The following is a 15,707-nucleotide window of genomic DNA, read 5'->3' as shown; positions in this document are numbered from 1 at the left end:
CCGGTTAGCGGTCGTTAACCTGGGCGACATACGTTAACGCTCATTAACCGAGCAAGGGAGCTCGAGGGATGCAGCAGGCACCTGTGCTGACGAGCGCGGCGGATCCCGCGTCCGCGGCCTGGCAGGCCAACGAGGCAGCGCACCACGAGCTGGCCGCGACCCTGCGCGCCAAGCTCGCCGCCGCCGCGCTGGGGGGCGGTGAGAAGTCCCGCGCCCGGCACACGGCGCGCGGGAAGCTGCTGCCGCGGGACCGCGTGGACACCCTCCTGGACCCGGGCTCGCCCTTCCTGGAGCTGGCCCCGCTGGCGGCGAACGGGATGTACGGCGACCAGGCGCCCGCCGCCGGGGTCATCGCCGGCATCGGCCGGGTCTCGGGCCGCGAGTGCGTGATCGTCGCCAACGACGCCACGGTCAAGGGCGGCACGTACTACCCGATGACGGTGAAGAAGCACCTGCGCGCCCAGGAGGTGGCGCTGGAGAACCGTCTCCCCTGCCTCTACCTGGTCGACTCCGGCGGCGCGTTCCTGCCGATGCAGGACGAGGTCTTCCCGGACCGGGAGCACTTCGGCCGGATCTTCTACAACCAGGCCCGGATGTCCGGCGCGGGCATCCCGCAGATCGCGGCCGTCCTCGGCTCGTGCACGGCGGGCGGCGCGTACGTCCCGGCGATGAGCGACGAGGCCGTGATCGTCCGGAACCAGGGCACGATCTTCCTGGGCGGTCCGCCGCTCGTGAAGGCGGCGACCGGCGAGGTCGTCACGGCGGAGGAGCTGGGCGGCGGCGAGGTCCACTCGCGGATCTCCGGCGTCACCGACCACCTCGCGGAGGACGACGCGCACGCGCTGCGGATCGTGCGGAACATCGTCGCCACGCTCCCCGAGCGCGGCCCGCTCCCCTGGTCGGTCGAGCAGGCCGAGGAGCCGAAGGTGGACCCGGCCGGGCTCTACGGCGCGGTGCCGGTGGACTCCCGTACCCCGTACGACGTGCGCGAGGTGATCGCCCGGGTCGTGGACGGCTCCCGCTTCCAGGAGTTCAAGTCCGAGTACGGGCAGACGCTGATCACCGGCTTCGCCCGCATCCACGGCCACCCCGTCGGGATCGTCGCCAACAACGGCATCCTGTTCGCCGAGTCGGCCCAGAAGGGCGCGCACTTCATCGAGCTGTGCGACCAGCGCGGGATCCCGCTCGTCTTCCTCCAGAACATCACCGGCTTCATGGTCGGCAAGGCGTACGAGCACGGCGGCATCGCCAAGCACGGCGCCAAGATGGTCACGGCCGTGGCCACCACCCGGGTCCCGAAGCTGACGGTCGTCGTCGGCGGTTCGTACGGCGCGGGCAACTACTCGATGTGCGGCCGGGCGTACTCCCCCCGCTTCCTGTGGATGTGGCCCAACGCCAAGATCTCCGTCATGGGCGGCGAGCAGGCCGCGTCCGTCCTCGCGACGGTCAAGCGGGACCAGCTCGGCGACGAGTGGAGCGCGGACGACGAGGAGGCCTTCAAGGCGCCGATCCGCGAGCAGTACGAGACCCAGGGCAGCGCCTACTACGCGAGCGCCCGGCTGTGGGACGACGGGGTCATCGACCCGATGGAGACCCGGCAGGTCCTCGGCCTCGCCCTGACCGCCTGTGCCAACGCGCCCCTGGGTGACCCCCAGTTCGGCGTCTTCCGGATGTGAAGGGCCCTCAAGAGATGCACAGCATGTTCGACACCGTGCTTGTGGCCAACCGAGGTGAGATCGCCGTCCGTGTCATCCGCACCCTGCGGGAGATGGGCGTCCGCTCGGTGGCCGTGTACAGCGACGCGGACGCCGACGCCCGGCACGTACGGGAGGCGGACACGGCGGTACGGATCGGTCCGCCGCCGGCCTCCGAGTCGTACCTGTCCGTCCCGGCGCTCCTCGACGCGGCCGCCCGGACCGGGGCGCAGGCCGTGCACCCGGGGTACGGGTTCCTCGCGGAGAACGCCGCGTTCGCGCGGGCGTGCGCGGACGCGGGTCTGGTCTTCATCGGCCCGACCGCCGAGGCGATCTCCCTGATGGGCGACAAGATCCGGGCGAAGGAGACCGTGAAGGCGGCGGGCGTGCCCGTCGTCCCCGGCGCCGCCGACCCCGACCTGGTCGAGGCGGCCCGCGAGCTGGGCGCGCCCGTCCTGCTCAAGCCGTCCGCCGGCGGCGGCGGCAAGGGCATGCGGCTCGTCCGGGACCTGGCGGTCCTGGAGGACGAGATCGCGGCGGCGCGGCGGGAGGCGCGCTCCTCCTTCGGCGACGACACGCTGCTCGTGGAGCGGTGGATCGACCGGCCCCGGCACATCGAGATCCAGGTCCTGGCGGACACCCACGGAAACGTGATCCACCTGGGCGAGCGCGAGTGCTCCCTCCAGCGCCGCCACCAGAAGATCATCGAGGAGGCGCCCTCCGTCCTCCTCACGCCGGAGATCCGGGCGTCGATGGGCGCGGCGGCGGTCGAGGCGGCGCGCTCCTGCGGCTATGTGGGCGCGGGCACGGTCGAGTTCATCGTCCCGGGCGTCGACCCGTCGGCGTACTACTTCATGGAGATGAACACCCGCCTCCAGGTCGAGCACCCGGTGACGGAGCTGGTCACGGGCATCGACCTGGTGGAGTGGCAGCTGCGGGTCGCCTCCGGCGAAGCGCTCCCCTTCACCCAGGACGACATCCACCTGACCGGCTGGGCGATCGAGGCCCGCATCTGCGCGGAGGACCCCTCGCGGGGCTTCCTCCCCTCGGGCGGCACGGTCCTCTCGCTGAACGAGCCGCAGGGGAACGGGGTCCGTACGGACTCGGGCCTGTCGCAGGGCACGGAGGTCTCGTCGCTCTACGACCCGATGCTGTCGAAGGTCATCGTCCACGCGAAGGACCGCCCCACGGCCCTCCGCAAGCTGCGCGCGGCCCTCGCCGACACGGTCACCCTCGGCGTCCCCACGAACGCGGGCTTCCTGCGCCGCCTCCTGGCCCACGAGGACGTCGTCGCGGGCGACCTGGACACGGGCCTGGTGGAACGGGACGCGGAATCCCTGGTCCCGGAGGGCGTCCCGGCCGAGGTGTACGCGGCGGCGGCGGCCGTACGGCTCGCCGAGCTGGCCCCGGAGCCCCGGGACGGCTGGACGGACCCGTTCTCGGTCCCGAGCGGCTGGCGGCTCGGCGGTCGCCCGGCGCCGCTGCCCTTCCCCGTACGCGTACCGGGATCCGAACCGGTGGCGGTCGAGGCGCCGGGCGGCGCCCGGGTCACGGACACCTCGGCGATGGTCACGGTGGACGGGGTCACCCATCACTTCCACCGCAGCGGCAACTGGCTGGGCCGGGACGGCGATTCCTGGCACGTGCTCGACCACGACCCCGTCGAGGCCGCGCTCAGCGGGGCGAAGCACGGGGGTGCGGACACGCTGGCCGCGCCGATGCCCGGCACCGTCACCGTCGTCAAGGTGGCCGTCGGGGACGAGGTCGAGGCCGGGCAGAGTCTGCTCGTCGTCGAGGCGATGAAAATGGAGCACGTCATCTCCGCCCCGCACGCCGGCACCGTCACCGAGCTCGACGTCACGCCCGGCTCCACCGTCGCCATGGACCAGATCCTGGCCGTCGTCGCCCCCCGGGAGGAATCGTGACCGCCACCGGACTGCCCATGGTCGTGCCCGATCCCGCGCTCCCGACCCGCGTGCGGATCCACGAGGTCGGCGCCCGCGACGGGCTGCAGAACGAGAAGTCTGCCGTCCCGACCGACGTGAAGGCCGAGTTCATCCGGCGGCTCGCCGCCGCCGGTCTGGACACGGTCGAGGCGACCAGCTTCGTGCACCCGAAGTGGGTGCCCCAGCTGGCCGACGCCGAGGAGCTGTTCCCGCTCGTCCGCGACCTGCCCGTCCGTCTCCCGGTCCTCGTGCCGAACGAGCGCGGCCTCGACCGGGCGCTCGCGCTCGGGGCGCGGGAGATCGCGGTCTTCGCCTCCGCGACCGAGTCCTTCGCGAAGGCCAACCTCAACCGGACCGTCGACGAGGCGCTCGCGCTCTTCGCGCCGACGGTCACCCGCGCCATAGAGGCGGGGCTGAAGGTCCGCGGCTATCTGTCGATGTGCTTCGGCGACCCCTGGGAGGGTGCCGTCCCGGTCGAGCAGGTCGTCCGCGTCACGAAGGCGCTCGCCGAGATGGGCTGCGACGAGCTGAGCCTCGGCGACACGATCGGCGTCGCCACCCCGGGCCACGTCCAGGCGCTCCTGACGGCGCTGAACGAGGCCGGGGTCCCCACCTCCCGTATCGCCGTGCACTTCCACGACACCTACGGGCAGGCCCTGTCCAACACCCTCGCCGCGCTGCGGCACGGGGTGACGACGGTCGACGCCTCCGCCGGCGGCCTCGGCGGCTGCCCGTACGCGAAGAGCGCGACCGGCAATCTCGCCACCGAGGATCTCGTGTGGATGCTCGACGGTCTCGGCATCGAGACCGGGGTCGATCTGGCCGCCCTCACCGCCACGAGCGGGTGGATGGCCGAGCAGTTGGGCCGGCCCAGCCCTTCCCGTACCGTCCGCGCCCTCTCCCACAAGGAGTGACCACCGCCATGTCCCTCGACCACCGGCTCTCCGAAGAGCACCAGGAACTCCGCCGCACCGTCGAGGCCTTCGCGCACGACGTCGTCGCCCCGAAGATCGGCGACTACTACGAGCGGCACGAGTTCCCGTACGAGATCGTCGCCGAGATGGGCCGCATGGGCCTGTTCGGTCTGCCGTTCCCCGAGGAGTACGGCGGCATGGGCGGTGACTACCTCGCGCTCGGCATCGCCCTGGAGGAGCTCGCCCGGGTCGACTCCTCCGTCGCCATCACCCTGGAGGCGGGCGTCTCCCTCGGCGCCATGCCGGTCTTCCGTTTCGGCACGGAGGAGCAGAAGCGGGAGTGGCTGCCGAAGCTGACCAGCGGCGAGATGCTCGGCGCGTTCGGTCTGACGGAGCCGGGCGCGGGCAGCGACGCCGGCGGCACCCGCACCACCGCCGTCCGCGACGGCGACGAGTGGGTCATCAACGGCTCGAAGTGCTTCATCACCAACTCCGGTACGGACATCACGGGTCTGGTGACGGTCACGGCGGTCACCGGCCGCAAGCCCGACGGCCGTCCGCTGATCTCCTCGATCATCGTCCCGTCCGGTACGCCGGGCTTCACGGTCGCCGCCCCGTACTCCAAGGTCGGCTGGAACGCCTCGGACACCCGCGAGCTGTCCTTCTCCGACGTCCGCGTCCCGGTGGAGAACCTCCTGGGCGAGGAGGGCCGCGGCTACGCGCAGTTCCTGCGGATCCTGGACGAGGGCCGGGTCGCGATCGCGGCGCTGGGGACCGGTCTCGCGCAGGGCTGTGTGGACGAGTCGGTGAAGTACGCGCACGAGCGCCACGCCTTCGGGCGGCCGATCGCCGACAACCAGGCCATCCAGTTCATGATCGCCGACATGGAGACGAAGGCGCACATGTCCCGGATCGGCTGGCGGGACGCGGCCTCGCGACTGGTCCTGGGCGAGCCGTTCAAGAAGGAGGCGGCGATCGCGAAGCTGTACTCCTCCACGGTGGCCGTGGACAACGCCCGTGACGCGACCCAGATCCACGGCGGCTACGGCTTCATGAACGAGTATCCGGTGGCCCGCATGTGGCGCGACTCGAAGATCCTGGAGATCGGCGAGGGCACGAGCGAGGTCCAGCGGATGCTGATCGCCCGGGAGCTGGGCCTCCCGGCCTGATCCTCGACGCGTGTACGGGACCGTGCCCGCCGCCCCTTCCCCGGAGCGGCGGGCACGGCCGTGTCGGCAGCCCCGTACGGAGCGGCGGCGGCAACGCCGTTCCGGTCACCGCCTCGTACGGGGCGAGACGTACACGTCGTAGTCCTCCCAGCCCTCGGCCGACGGGAGCCGCACGGAGCGCCAGGCGCGGGCGTAGCCGGGCGGTGCGGCGCCCGCGGGCACGATGACCGCCACCGGCATCCGCCGGGCGGCCGCGGCGATGCCGTCCGGGGTGATGCTCTCGTCGTGCCCGCGCGGCTGCCGGGAGGAACAGCCCGCGTAGTAGCCGATCAGCACGTACTCACGGCCGGTGACCAGGCAGGGCGGCCGGACGCCGAGACCGTGCAGCGCGGTCGCGACGTTGGTGAACTGGGCCTGCACGGCACGGCTGTTGCTGACAGCCCGGTCGAGCACGGCGTACTGCACCGCGAGGTGTCCGAGCAGGACGGCGGCGAGCAGGGCGGTGGCCGCCCGGCGCCGCGCGGGGCGTACCCGGGCGAGCAGGGACACGGCGCACTCGCCGACGGGCACGGCCAGCAGGGCGTACGCGGGGAGCAGGAAGCGGGGGGCCGCGTAGCCGACGGTGAAGAGGTACGGAGCGGCCAGCGCGGCCGCGGTCAGGGTGGCGAGCAGGGCCGGGGCTCCCCGGCCGGCGCGGAAGGCGGCGACCGTTCCGGCAGCGACGGCCGCCGGCAGCAGGAACCACCAGACCGCGGTGAACGGGTGCTCCCAGGGCACGTCGCAGGGGCGGCACAGGGTGCGGCCGGCGAGAGCGCGCGCGTGGTCGTCCACGGACAGGTACCAGCCCAGCGAGCCCTGGATCTCCCCGGCGCGCCGCAGTCGCGCGGCGAGGCCGCCGTAGTGCGCGTACGCCTCGGCGATCCACGGCAGCGCTCCGAGCGCGAGCCCTCCGGCGAGCACGGCGGTGAGCACGGCGGCGCGGCGCCGCCAGGCGGGCACCAGCAGCGCCGCGGCGCCGAGCGGCAGAACGAGCCAGAGCCCGTCGCCGGGCCGGAACAGGGTGACCCCGGCCACGGTGAGCCCGAGCCCCACGAGCGCCACGAGCGCCGCACGACCGGCCACGCCCCCGCGGCCGCCGTCGGCGAACCGCAGGAAGAAGCCCACCGCGGCCAGCGCGCCGAACGCGCACCACAGGTTGGGCATGACCCGCGGGCCGTAGAACAGCGTGACCCACAGCCCGGTGAACAGCGCGCCTCCCGCCGTCAGTACCGACGCGGGCAGGATTCCGCGCCAGGCCCGGAGCGCTCCCCAGAGGGCGGCCCCGGACAGCACGGCGAGGTAGACGCGGATCGCGGTCGTGGAGTCGGTGACCGCGGCCACCGGGGCGACGAGGTACGAGACGCCCCGGGCGCGGGGGGCGCTGAAGAAGGCCGCCGGGGCGTTGCCGCCGACCTGGCTGACGTACACCGCCTCGTCCCAGCCGAGGCCCGACCCCGGGACGACCAGGGCAAGTTGGGTGAGGGTGAAGAGCACCGCGAGCCCGGCCGGCCAGAGCGGCGATCCGGGCGGTGGACCGGCGGAGGTGGACGTTGACGTGGACGTGGACGTGCGGGGGTCCGGCGGATCCGAGGCGTTCGCGGTCGTGTCGACGGTGGCCATCCCGTCCATCGTCCGACTGGCGCCCCACCCGCCCCTTGCGGCGCGCCGCGCGGGGCGCGTCCTTCGCCTCGTCAGGAGTAGCGAGTGTCACAGCCGTCGGGGGAAGTTCCACCCTGTCGACGAAACGTGAGGTTAGGCTAACCTATCTTCGACTTGCCCCGGCCGACACCGGCTCGTATCGAAAGCGACTCCGCCATGCCCAGCACCGCCCGAGCCACTTCCCTCACCCGTCGCGGACTGCTCGCCGCCGGCGGCGCTCTCGGGCTCGGCGCCGCACTCGCCGCCTGCGGCAGCGAGAAGAAGGACGGCGGCTCCGCCGCTCCCTCCGCCTCGGCGAAGTCCGGCCCCTGGGAGTTCAAGGACGACCGCGGCCTGGCCGTGAAGGCGAAGTCCACCCCGAAGCGGATCGTCGCCTTCACCGGCATGGCCGCCGCCCTGCACGACTTCGGCATCGAGGCCGTCGGCGTCTTCGGCCCGACCTACGTCGAGGACCCGAAGACCAAGGAGCGGAAGCCGGACGTCCAGGCGGGCGACCTCGACATCAACAAGGTCGCGGTCATCGGCAACGTCTGGGGCGAGTTCAAGATCGAGGAGTACCTGAAGCTCAACCCCGAGGTCCTCATCACGGACATGTGGGAGAAGAACGACCTCTGGTACGTCCCGGCGGAGCAGAAGGACAAGATCCTCAAGATCGCCCCGAGCGTCGCCCTGTGGGCCTCCGACCTGTCGATGCCGGCCGTCCTCCAGCGCCACGCCGACCTGGCCGCCTCGCTCGGCGCCGACGTGCAGACCGCGCAGATCAAGGCCGACAAGGCCCGCTTCGAGGCCGCCGCCGAGCGTGTCCGCAAGGCCGCCAAGGCCAAGAAGGACATCAAGGTCCTCATCGGCTCGGGCTCCCCCGACCTGTTCTACGTCTCCACCCCGGCCCGTCCGACCGACACGCTCTTCTTCAAGGAGCTGGGCGTCAACCTGGTCGTCCCGACCAAGCTGGACCAGGGCGGCTGGTTCGAGGGCCTCAGCTGGGAGAACGTCGACAAGTACCAGGCCGACGTCATCATGCTCGACAACCGCACCGGCACCCTCCAGCCGGAGCAGCTGAAGGCCAAGCCGACCTGGGGCGCGCTGGCCGCCGTCAAGGCCGGCCAGGTCATCCCCCGCGTGACCGAGCCCGTCTACTCGTACGCCAAGTGCGCCCCGCTCCTGGAGGACCTGGCGAAGGCCCTGGAGAACGCGAAGAAGGTGTCCTGACCCATGACGACCGCCGACACCGCCCCGTTCCAGTTCTTCTCCCTCCAGGTCGACCGGACCCGGCGGCTCGGCCCGTCGCTGGTCCGCGTCACCTTCACCGGCGAGGACCTGAAGAGGTTCGCCACCGGGGGCCGCGACCAGTCGCTCTCGCTCTTCCTGCCGCACCCCGGCCAGGAGGCGCCCGTCCTGCCGCCGCTCGACGACCCGGACATGTACGCGATCCTCGGCGCCTGGCGGGCGATGCCGGACGACGAGCGGGCCGTAATGCGCTCGTACACCGTCCGTGAACAGCGCACGGATCCGAACGAGATGGACATCGACTTCGCCATCCACACGGACGGCGGACCGGCCTGCCGCTGGGCCGGCCGTGCCGCACCGGGCGACCGGGTGGTCGTCCTCGGCCCGGCGGTCGCCGCGAACACGGGCGTCCGCTTCCAGCTCCCCGAGGACGCCGACTCGGTGCTGATCTGGGCGGACGAGACGGCCCTGCCGGCCGCCTCGGCGATCCTGGAGTGGCTGCCGGCCGAGACCCGCGCGCAGGTGTTCCTCGAAGTGCCGTACTCCGGCGACCGCATGGACCTCGTGACGGAGGCGGACGCCACGGTCACCTGGCTCGTACGGGAGGAGGGGGCGCCCTCCGCCGTGGACGCGGTACGCGGTGCCGAGCTGCCCGGCGAGGCTCCGTACGTCTGGATCGCGGGCGAGTCCGGCGCGGTGAAGGCGCTGCGCCGCCACTTCGTGCACGAGCGCCAACTCGACCGCCGACGGGTGACGTTCGTCGGCTACTGGCGCAAGGGGCTGTCCGAGGACGCCCTGCGCGAGGTACCGGACGAGACGCAGGAAGACGCCTAGCCGGCAGAGGGCCCTCCCCTTCCGCAATGACCCCCCAGCCCTGACGGGTTGGGGGGTCATTGCGTTCCAAAATTAGGTTAGGCTAACCTTACTTTTACACCGCATCCCTCAGCGGCATCCCTCAGCGTTTCTCCCGAAAGGGCCCCCACATGCGCTCCCACCTGCTCAACGACGCCACGGCGGAGAGCTACCGGCGCTCCGTCACCGAAGGAGTCGAGCGGGTGGCGAACAAACTCGCCACGACGCGCCGCCCGTTCAGCGGCGTGACGCCCGCCGAACTGGCCCCCGTCATCGACGCCGTCGACCTCGACCGGCCGCTCGGTGACTCCTCCGCCGCCCTCGACGAGCTGGAGAGCGTCTACCTCCGCGACGCCGTCTACTTCCACCACCCCCGCTACCTGGGCCACCTCAACTGCCCGGTGGTCATCCCCGCCGTCCTCGGCGAGGCCGTCCTCTCGGCCGTCAACTCCTCGCTCGACACCTGGGACCAGAGCGCCGGCGGCACCCTCATCGAGCGGAAGCTGATCGACTGGACGACCGGCCGGATCGGCTTCGGCCCCGCCGCGGACGGTGTGTTCACCAGCGGCGGCACGCAGTCCAACCTCCAGGCCATGCTGCTGGCCCGCGAGGAGGCGAAGACCGACGACCTGTCCAGGCTCCGCATCTTCTCCTCCGAGTGCAGCCACTTCAGCGTCCAGAAGTCGGCCACCCTCCTCGGCCTCGGCGCCGACGCCGTCATCTCCATCCCGGTCGACCGCGACAAGCGCATGCAGTCCGTCGTCCTCGCCGCCGAGCTGGAGGCCTGCCGCGCCGAGGGCCTGACCCCGATGGCGATCGTCGCCACCGCCGGCACCACCGACTTCGGCTCCATCGACCCGCTGCCCGAGGTCGCCGCCCTCGCCGACGAGTACGGCGCCTGGATGCACGTCGACGCGGCCTACGGCTGCGGACTGCTGGCGTCCCGCACCCGCCGCCACCTCCTGGACGGCATCGAGCGGGCCGACTCGGTCACGGTCGACTACCACAAGTCCTTCTTCCAGCCGGTGAGTTCCTCCGCGCTCCTGGTCCGCGACGGCGCCACGCTGCGCCACGCGACGTACCACGCGGACTACCTCAACCCGCGCCGCGCGGTCACCGAGCTGATCCCCAACCAGGTCGACAAGTCGCTCCAGACGACCCGCCGGTTCGACGCGCTCAAGCTCTGGATGACGCTGCGCGTGATGGGCGCCGACGGCGTCGGCGAGCTCTTCGACGAGGTCTGCGACCTGGCCCGGGAGGGCTTCGCACTGCTCGCCGCCGACCCGCGCTACGACGTCGTCGTCGAGCCGCAGCTCTCCACCCTCGTCTACCGCTACATCCCCGAGGCCGTCACCTCGCCCGCCGAGATCGACCGGGCCAACCTCTACGCCCGCAAGGCGCTCTTCGCCTCCGGCGAGGCCGTCGTCGCCGGCACCAAGGTCGACGGCCGCCAGTACCTCAAGTTCACCCTGCTCAACCCCGAGACGACCGCGGCCGACATCACCGCCGTCCTCGACCTGATCGCCGGCCACGCCGAGCAGTACCTGGGAGAGACCCTTGTCCACGCCTGAGACGACCGAGACGTACGACTTCATCGGCATCGGGCTCGGCCCGTTCAACCTCGGACTCGCCTGCCTGGCGGAGCCCATCGACCACCTGAACGGTCTCTTCCTGGAGTCCAAGCCGGACTTCGAGTGGCACTCGGGGATGTTCCTCGAAGGCGCCCACCTCCAGACGCCGTTCATGTCGGACCTGGTCACCATGGCCGACCCGACGTCCCCGTACTCCTTCCTCAACTACCTGAAGGAGAAGGGCCGGCTGTACTCGTTCTACATCCGCGAGAACTTCTACCCGCTGCGGACCGAGTACAACGACTACTGCCGCTGGGCCGCCGGAAAGCTGACCTCGGTCCGCTGGTCGACGACCGTCGCCTCCGTCACCTTCGACGAGACCGCGCAGGTGTACGTCGTCACCACCGAGGCCGGGGAGACCTTCCGCGCCCGCCGGATCGTCCTCGGCACCGGCACCCCGCCGTACGTCCCGGAGACCTGCGCGAACCTCGGCGGCGACCTGATCCACAACTCGCGCTACCTCCCGAACAAGGAGGCGCTCCAGAAGAAGAAGTCGATCACCCTGGTCGGCAGCGGCCAGAGCGCGGCGGAGATCTACTACGACCTCCTGTCGGAGATCGACGTCCACGGCTACAAGCTCAACTGGGTGACCCGCTCCGCCCGCTTCTTCCCCCTCGAATACACCAAGCTCACCCTGGAGATGACCTCCCCGGAGTACGTGGACTACTTCCACGCGCTCCCCGAGCAGACCCGCTACCGCCTGGAGACCCAGCAGAAGGGCCTCTTCAAGGGCATCGACGGCGAGCTCATCGACGCCATCTTCGACCTGCTCTACCAGAAGAACCTCGCCGGGCCCGTCCCCACCCGTCTCCTGACCAACTCCGCGCTGCACGCCGCCGCGTACGACGACACCAGCGGCACGTACACGCTCGGCTTCCGCCAGGAGGAGCAGGAGAAGGACTTCACCCTCGACACCGAGGGCCTGATCCTCGCCACCGGGTACAAGTACGCCGCCCCCGCCTTCCTGGAGCCGGTCCACGACCGCATCCGCTGGGACGGCCAGGGCCGCTTCGACGTGGCCCGTAACTACTCGATCGACACGACCGGCCGCGGCATCTTCCTCCAGAACGCCGCCGTGCACACCCACTCGATCACCGCGCCCGACCTGGGCATGGGGGCGTATCGCAACGCGTACATCATCGGGGAGATGCTGGGCTCCGAGTACTACCCCGTCGAGAAGACCATCGCTTTCCAGGAGTTCGCCGCATGACCATCCGCTTCCGCCCGCTCGATCCCCTCAAGGACGCGGAGCTGATCCACGCCTGGGTCACCCACCCCAAGGCCGCCTTCTGGATGATGCAGGACGCGAGACTGGAGGACGTCGAGCGCGAGTACATGGCGTTCGCCGCCAACCCGCACCACCAGGCCTTCATCGGCCTGGTCGACGAGGTCCCCGCCATCCTCATGGAGCGCTACGACCCCACCCACCTGGAGCTGGTCGGCCTCTACGACCCGCTCCCCGGCGACGTCGGCATGCACTTCCTCGTGGCCCCCACCGACACCCCGGTGCACGGCTTCACCCGCAAGGTGATCACCGCCGTGATGGCGGAGCTGTTCGCCGACCCGGCGACCGCCCGCGTGGTCGTCGAGCCGGACGTGTCCAACAAGGCCGTCCACGCGCTCAACGAGGCCGTGGGCTTCGTCCCCGAGCGCGAGATCCAGAAGCCGGAGAAGAAGGCGCTGCTGAGCTTCTGCACCCGGGAACAGTTCGAGGCGGCCGTGGCGGTGTCGATATGAGCACGATCAACCACTCCCCCGACCCCGTGGCCCACCTCACCCCCGGCCGCTGGGCGACCGCCAACCGCGCGCTGATCCGCAAGGGCCTCGCCGAGTTCGCCCACGAGCGGCTCCTCAACCCGCAGGAGCTGGGCGAGAGCCGCTACAAGGTCTTCAGCGACGACGGCACGACCGAGTACCGCTTCACCGCCGACCGGTTCGCGCTGGACCACTGGCAGGTCTACCCCGACTCGATCAGCAAGCACCGCGGCGACGAGCAGCTCCCGCTCGACGCGCTCCAGTTCATCACCGAGCTGCGCGGCGCCCTCGGCCTCAGCGACGAGATCCTGCCGGTCTACCTGGAAGAGATCTCCTCCACCCTGGCCGGCACGGCCTACAAGTCGACGAAGCCCCCGGTCACCTCCGCCGAACTGGCGCACGCCGGCTTCCAGGCGATCGAGACCGGGATGACCGAGGGCCACCCCTGCTTCGTCGCCAACAACGGCCGGCTCGGCTTCGGCGTCGACGAGTTCCGGGCGTACGCCCCGGAGGCCGCGAGCGACATCCACCTGATCTGGCTGGCGGCACGGCGCGACCGCACCACCTTCACCGCCGGCGCGGGCATCGACTACGAGACGTTCGTACGCACCGAACTCGGCGACGTGACGGTGGACGCCTTCGCCGCGACCCTCGCGGCCCGCGGCCTGGACCTGGCGAACTACCTCCTGATGCCGGTCCACCCCTGGCAGTGGTGGAACAAGCTGTCCGTCACCTTCGCGGCCGAGGTCGCGCAGCAGCGCCTCGTCTACCTGGGCGAGGGCGACGACACGTACCTGGCGCAGCAGTCGATCCGTACGTTCTTCAACGCCTCGGACCCGGCCAAGCACTACGTCAAGACGGCCCTCTCGGTCCTCAACATGGGCTTCATGCGGGGCCTGTCGGCCGCGTACATGGAGGCCACGCCGGCGATCAACGACTGGCTGCACACCCTGATCGAGTCGGACGCGACCTTCCGGTCGGCCCGCTTCTCGATCATCCGCGAGCGGGCGGCGGTCGGCTACCGGCACATGGAGTACGAGGCCGCGACCGACCGCTACTCCCCGTACCGCAAGATGCTGGCCGCGCTGTGGCGCGAGTCCCCGGTGCCGTCGCTCGCCGAGGGCGAGCGCCTGGCGACGATGGCCTCCCTCCTCCACGTGGACCACACGGGCGCGTCCTTCGCGGGCGCCCTGATCAAGGAGTCGGGCGTCGCGCCGACGGACTGGCTCCGCCAGTACCTGGACGCCTACCTCCTCCCGATCCTGCACAGCTTCTACGCCTACGACCTGGCGTTCATGCCGCACGGCGAGAACGTGATCCTCGTCCTCGACGAGCAGGGCGCGGTCTCCCGCGCGATCTTCAAGGACATCGCCGAGGAGATCGTCGTCATGGACCCGACGGCGGTCCTGCCGCCGGCGGTGGAGCGCGTCCGCGCCGAGATCCCGGAGGACATGAAGCTCCTCTCGGTCTTCACGGACGTCTTCGACTGCTTCTTCCGCTTCCTGGCGGCGACGCTGGCGACGGAGGGCGTCCTCGCGGAGGACGACTTCTGGCGGACGGTGGCGGAGTGCGTACGCGGCTACGAGCACGCGAAGCCGGAACTGGCGGACAAGTTCGCCCAGTACGACATGTTCGAGGAGACCTTCGCCCTGTCGGCGCTCAACCGCCTCCAGCTGCGCAACAACAAGCAGATGGTCGACCTGTCGGACCCGTCGGCAGCCCTCCAGCTCGTCGGCGACCTGGCCAACCCGATCGCCCGCTTCGCCTGACCCGCCCCCCAGACTGCTGCGAGCCCCGCCGGAGTACGGTCCTCCGACGGGGCTCGCGGCCGTGAGGCGGGGAACCGTCGACGTGGTCCGGACGTCGAACGTCCATGGCTGCCAGAGCTGGACACATCGTCTTCGCCGTCGCGCTGGTCACCGGGGTGCTCACGGGCTGCACCAAGGCCGGCCCGGGCGCGGAGGCCGTCCGGGCGACGCCGTCCGGCCGGACGATTCCCTTCGAGCTCTACACACATTGCGGAATCGACGAGGCCCGTATCGGCTCGACGTACTTCGAAGCGGAGACCCCGCTCTCCGACGGCTCGGGAAACCCGCCCGACGGGTGGGGCAACCCCACCCAGCGCGGCACGATGACCGTGACGTCCGCGACGGAGGCCGTCTTCACCGACGATGCCGGGCATGAGGTGACGTTCCGCGCCCGGCCGGGTGCGAGTGCCTTCAAACGCATCTGCGCCTAGGGAGTGTCTTGCCGGAACGGCAAGAGTAATTGCCCGTACCTGTACGGGAGTCGCAGCCTGGTCTCGGTCAAGGTGATCGAAACCGAGAGGCTGCGCAATGACGATCAACAACCGCGTCCACCACGTCGGCTCCGGCGAGCCGGCCGGATTCGCCGCCATCAGCGGACGCACGGTCGGTTCGAAGAGACTCTGGATGGGCCTGGTGGAGAACCCGCCGCTGAGCTCGACGGACAACCATCATCACGGCGACTCGGAGGCCGGGATCTACGTGGTCAGCGGGCACCCCGTGTTCGTCTATCACGACGGCACACAGGAGGTACGGCTCGCCGCCAACCCGGGAGATTTCTTCCTCGTCCCCCCGTTCGTCCCGCACCGGGAGGAGAACCCCGACCCCGATGAGCCCGCGGTCGTCGTGATCGCCCGGACCACCCAGGAGCCGATCAAGGTCTCCGTACCCGAGCTGTACCGGCTCGAGGAACACCCGGGTCGGATCGTGAGCTGAGAGCCGTGGTGGCCGTCGAGTTCCTGACGGATGAGCAGGCGGCTCGGCTTGACGGTCACGGTTGCTCACTCGCCCCCATG

The 15,707-nt window shown here is 71.0% G+C and carries 13 protein-coding genes; 12 read left to right on the top strand and 1 reads right to left on the bottom strand.

The window, feature by feature from the left end; translation table 11 throughout:
- Nucleotides 1-68 precede the first annotated feature (68 nt).
- The 4 genes from OG357_RS25255 to OG357_RS25240 are packed head-to-tail and all read left to right on the top strand — an operon-like array spanning nt 69 to nt 5,723.
- A complete protein-coding gene (locus OG357_RS25255) occupies nt 69-1,676 on the top strand; it encodes a carboxyl transferase domain-containing protein (protein ID WP_329623315.1) in 1,608 nt (535 codons plus the stop codon).
- 14 nt (nt 1,677-1,690) lie between these two features.
- Nucleotides 1,691-3,619, top strand: a complete 1,929-nt coding sequence (locus OG357_RS25250; RefSeq protein WP_329623314.1) for an acetyl/propionyl/methylcrotonyl-CoA carboxylase subunit alpha — start codon at nt 1,691-1,693, stop codon at nt 3,617-3,619.
- Nucleotides 3,620-3,636: 17 nt separating this feature from the next.
- Complete coding sequence (locus tag OG357_RS25245) at nt 3,637-4,554, top strand: hydroxymethylglutaryl-CoA lyase (RefSeq protein ID WP_329625693.1); 918 nt, start codon at nt 3,637-3,639, stop codon at nt 4,552-4,554.
- 8 nt (nt 4,555-4,562) lie between these two features.
- Nucleotides 4,563-5,723: an acyl-CoA dehydrogenase family protein gene (locus OG357_RS25240; RefSeq protein ID WP_329623313.1), complete on the top strand. Its 1,161-nt coding sequence runs from the start codon at nt 4,563-4,565 to the stop codon at nt 5,721-5,723.
- A 105-nt stretch (nt 5,724-5,828) separates the two neighbouring features.
- Here OG357_RS25240 and OG357_RS25235 read toward each other — a convergent pair whose 3' ends face one another.
- On the bottom strand, nt 5,829-7,382 hold the full coding sequence (locus OG357_RS25235; RefSeq protein ID WP_329623312.1) for a hypothetical protein: 1,554 nt from the start codon (nt 7,380-7,382) through the stop codon (nt 5,829-5,831).
- A 195-nt stretch (nt 7,383-7,577) separates the two neighbouring features.
- Between OG357_RS25235 and OG357_RS25230 the strand changes: the two genes are divergently transcribed.
- The 8 genes from OG357_RS25230 to OG357_RS25195 all read left to right on the top strand — a co-directional run bounded on the left by OG357_RS25230 (nt 7,578) and on the right by OG357_RS25195 (nt 15,627).
- Nucleotides 7,578-8,630 (top strand): ABC transporter substrate-binding protein, encoded by a 1,053-nt coding sequence (locus OG357_RS25230; RefSeq protein ID WP_329623311.1) that lies wholly within the window; start codon nt 7,578-7,580, stop codon nt 8,628-8,630.
- A gap of 3 nt (nt 8,631-8,633) precedes the next feature.
- Nucleotides 8,634-9,482 carry a siderophore-interacting protein gene (locus OG357_RS25225; RefSeq protein WP_329623310.1) on the top strand — a complete coding sequence of 283 codons (849 nt, stop codon included), beginning with the start codon at nt 8,634-8,636 and terminating at the stop codon, nt 9,480-9,482.
- 149 nt (nt 9,483-9,631) lie between these two features.
- Nucleotides 9,632-11,071 carry a pyridoxal phosphate-dependent decarboxylase family protein gene (locus OG357_RS25220; RefSeq protein WP_329623309.1) on the top strand — a complete coding sequence of 480 codons (1,440 nt, stop codon included), beginning with the start codon at nt 9,632-9,634 and terminating at the stop codon, nt 11,069-11,071.
- A complete protein-coding gene (locus OG357_RS25215) occupies nt 11,058-12,341 on the top strand; it encodes a lysine N(6)-hydroxylase/L-ornithine N(5)-oxygenase family protein (RefSeq protein WP_329623308.1) in 1,284 nt (427 codons plus the stop codon). The genes OG357_RS25220 and OG357_RS25215 overlap by 14 nt, the downstream gene beginning before the upstream one ends.
- The gene (locus OG357_RS25210; protein ID WP_329623307.1) at nt 12,338-12,868 is read left to right on the top strand and encodes a GNAT family N-acetyltransferase; all 531 of its coding nucleotides are present in this window, start codon (nt 12,338-12,340) and stop codon (nt 12,866-12,868) included. The genes OG357_RS25215 and OG357_RS25210 overlap by 4 nt, the downstream gene beginning before the upstream one ends.
- Nucleotides 12,865-14,655 carry an IucA/IucC family protein gene (locus tag OG357_RS25205; protein WP_329623306.1) on the top strand — a complete coding sequence of 597 codons (1,791 nt, stop codon included), beginning with the start codon at nt 12,865-12,867 and terminating at the stop codon, nt 14,653-14,655. The genes OG357_RS25210 and OG357_RS25205 overlap by 4 nt, the downstream gene beginning before the upstream one ends.
- A gap of 104 nt (nt 14,656-14,759) precedes the next feature.
- Nucleotides 14,760-15,125, top strand: coding sequence for a hypothetical protein (locus tag OG357_RS25200; RefSeq protein ID WP_329623305.1), 366 nt, complete (start codon nt 14,760-14,762; stop codon nt 15,123-15,125).
- A gap of 97 nt (nt 15,126-15,222) precedes the next feature.
- Nucleotides 15,223-15,627 (top strand): cupin domain-containing protein, encoded by a 405-nt coding sequence (locus OG357_RS25195; protein ID WP_329623304.1) that lies wholly within the window; start codon nt 15,223-15,225, stop codon nt 15,625-15,627.
- Nucleotides 15,628-15,707: the final 80 nt, after the last annotated feature.

This window comes from Streptomyces sp. NBC_01255 (genome assembly GCF_036226445.1).
Lineage (GTDB): Bacteria > Actinomycetota > Actinomycetes > Streptomycetales > Streptomycetaceae > Streptomyces.
The sequence above is the reverse complement of the archived record's forward strand: the minus strand, read 5'-3'. Positions and strand labels throughout refer to the sequence as shown.

Excerpts from the sequence above, each read along its gene's own strand:
- OG357_RS25205 (WP_329623306.1), top strand. The coding sequence starts at position 12,865 with ATGAGCACGATCAACCACTCCCCCGACCCCGTGGCCCACCTCACCCCC.
- OG357_RS25225 (WP_329623310.1), top strand. The coding sequence starts at position 8,634 with ATGACGACCGCCGACACCGCCCCGTTCCAGTTCTTCTCCCTCCAGGTC.
- OG357_RS25250 (WP_329623314.1), top strand. The coding sequence starts at position 1,691 with ATGCACAGCATGTTCGACACCGTGCTTGTGGCCAACCGAGGTGAGATC.
- OG357_RS25245 (WP_329625693.1), top strand. The coding sequence starts at position 3,637 with ATGGTCGTGCCCGATCCCGCGCTCCCGACCCGCGTGCGGATCCACGAG.
- OG357_RS25210 (WP_329623307.1), top strand. The coding sequence starts at position 12,338 with ATGACCATCCGCTTCCGCCCGCTCGATCCCCTCAAGGACGCGGAGCTG.
- OG357_RS25240 (WP_329623313.1), top strand. The coding sequence starts at position 4,563 with ATGTCCCTCGACCACCGGCTCTCCGAAGAGCACCAGGAACTCCGCCGC.
- OG357_RS25220 (WP_329623309.1), top strand. The coding sequence starts at position 9,632 with ATGCGCTCCCACCTGCTCAACGACGCCACGGCGGAGAGCTACCGGCGC.
- OG357_RS25230 (WP_329623311.1), top strand. The coding sequence starts at position 7,578 with ATGCCCAGCACCGCCCGAGCCACTTCCCTCACCCGTCGCGGACTGCTC.
- OG357_RS25235 (WP_329623312.1), bottom strand. The coding sequence starts at position 7,382 with ATGGCCACCGTCGACACGACCGCGAACGCCTCGGATCCGCCGGACCCC.
- OG357_RS25200 (WP_329623305.1), top strand. The coding sequence starts at position 14,760 with ATGGCTGCCAGAGCTGGACACATCGTCTTCGCCGTCGCGCTGGTCACC.
- OG357_RS25255 (WP_329623315.1), top strand. The coding sequence starts at position 69 with ATGCAGCAGGCACCTGTGCTGACGAGCGCGGCGGATCCCGCGTCCGCG.
- OG357_RS25195 (WP_329623304.1), top strand. The coding sequence starts at position 15,223 with ATGACGATCAACAACCGCGTCCACCACGTCGGCTCCGGCGAGCCGGCC.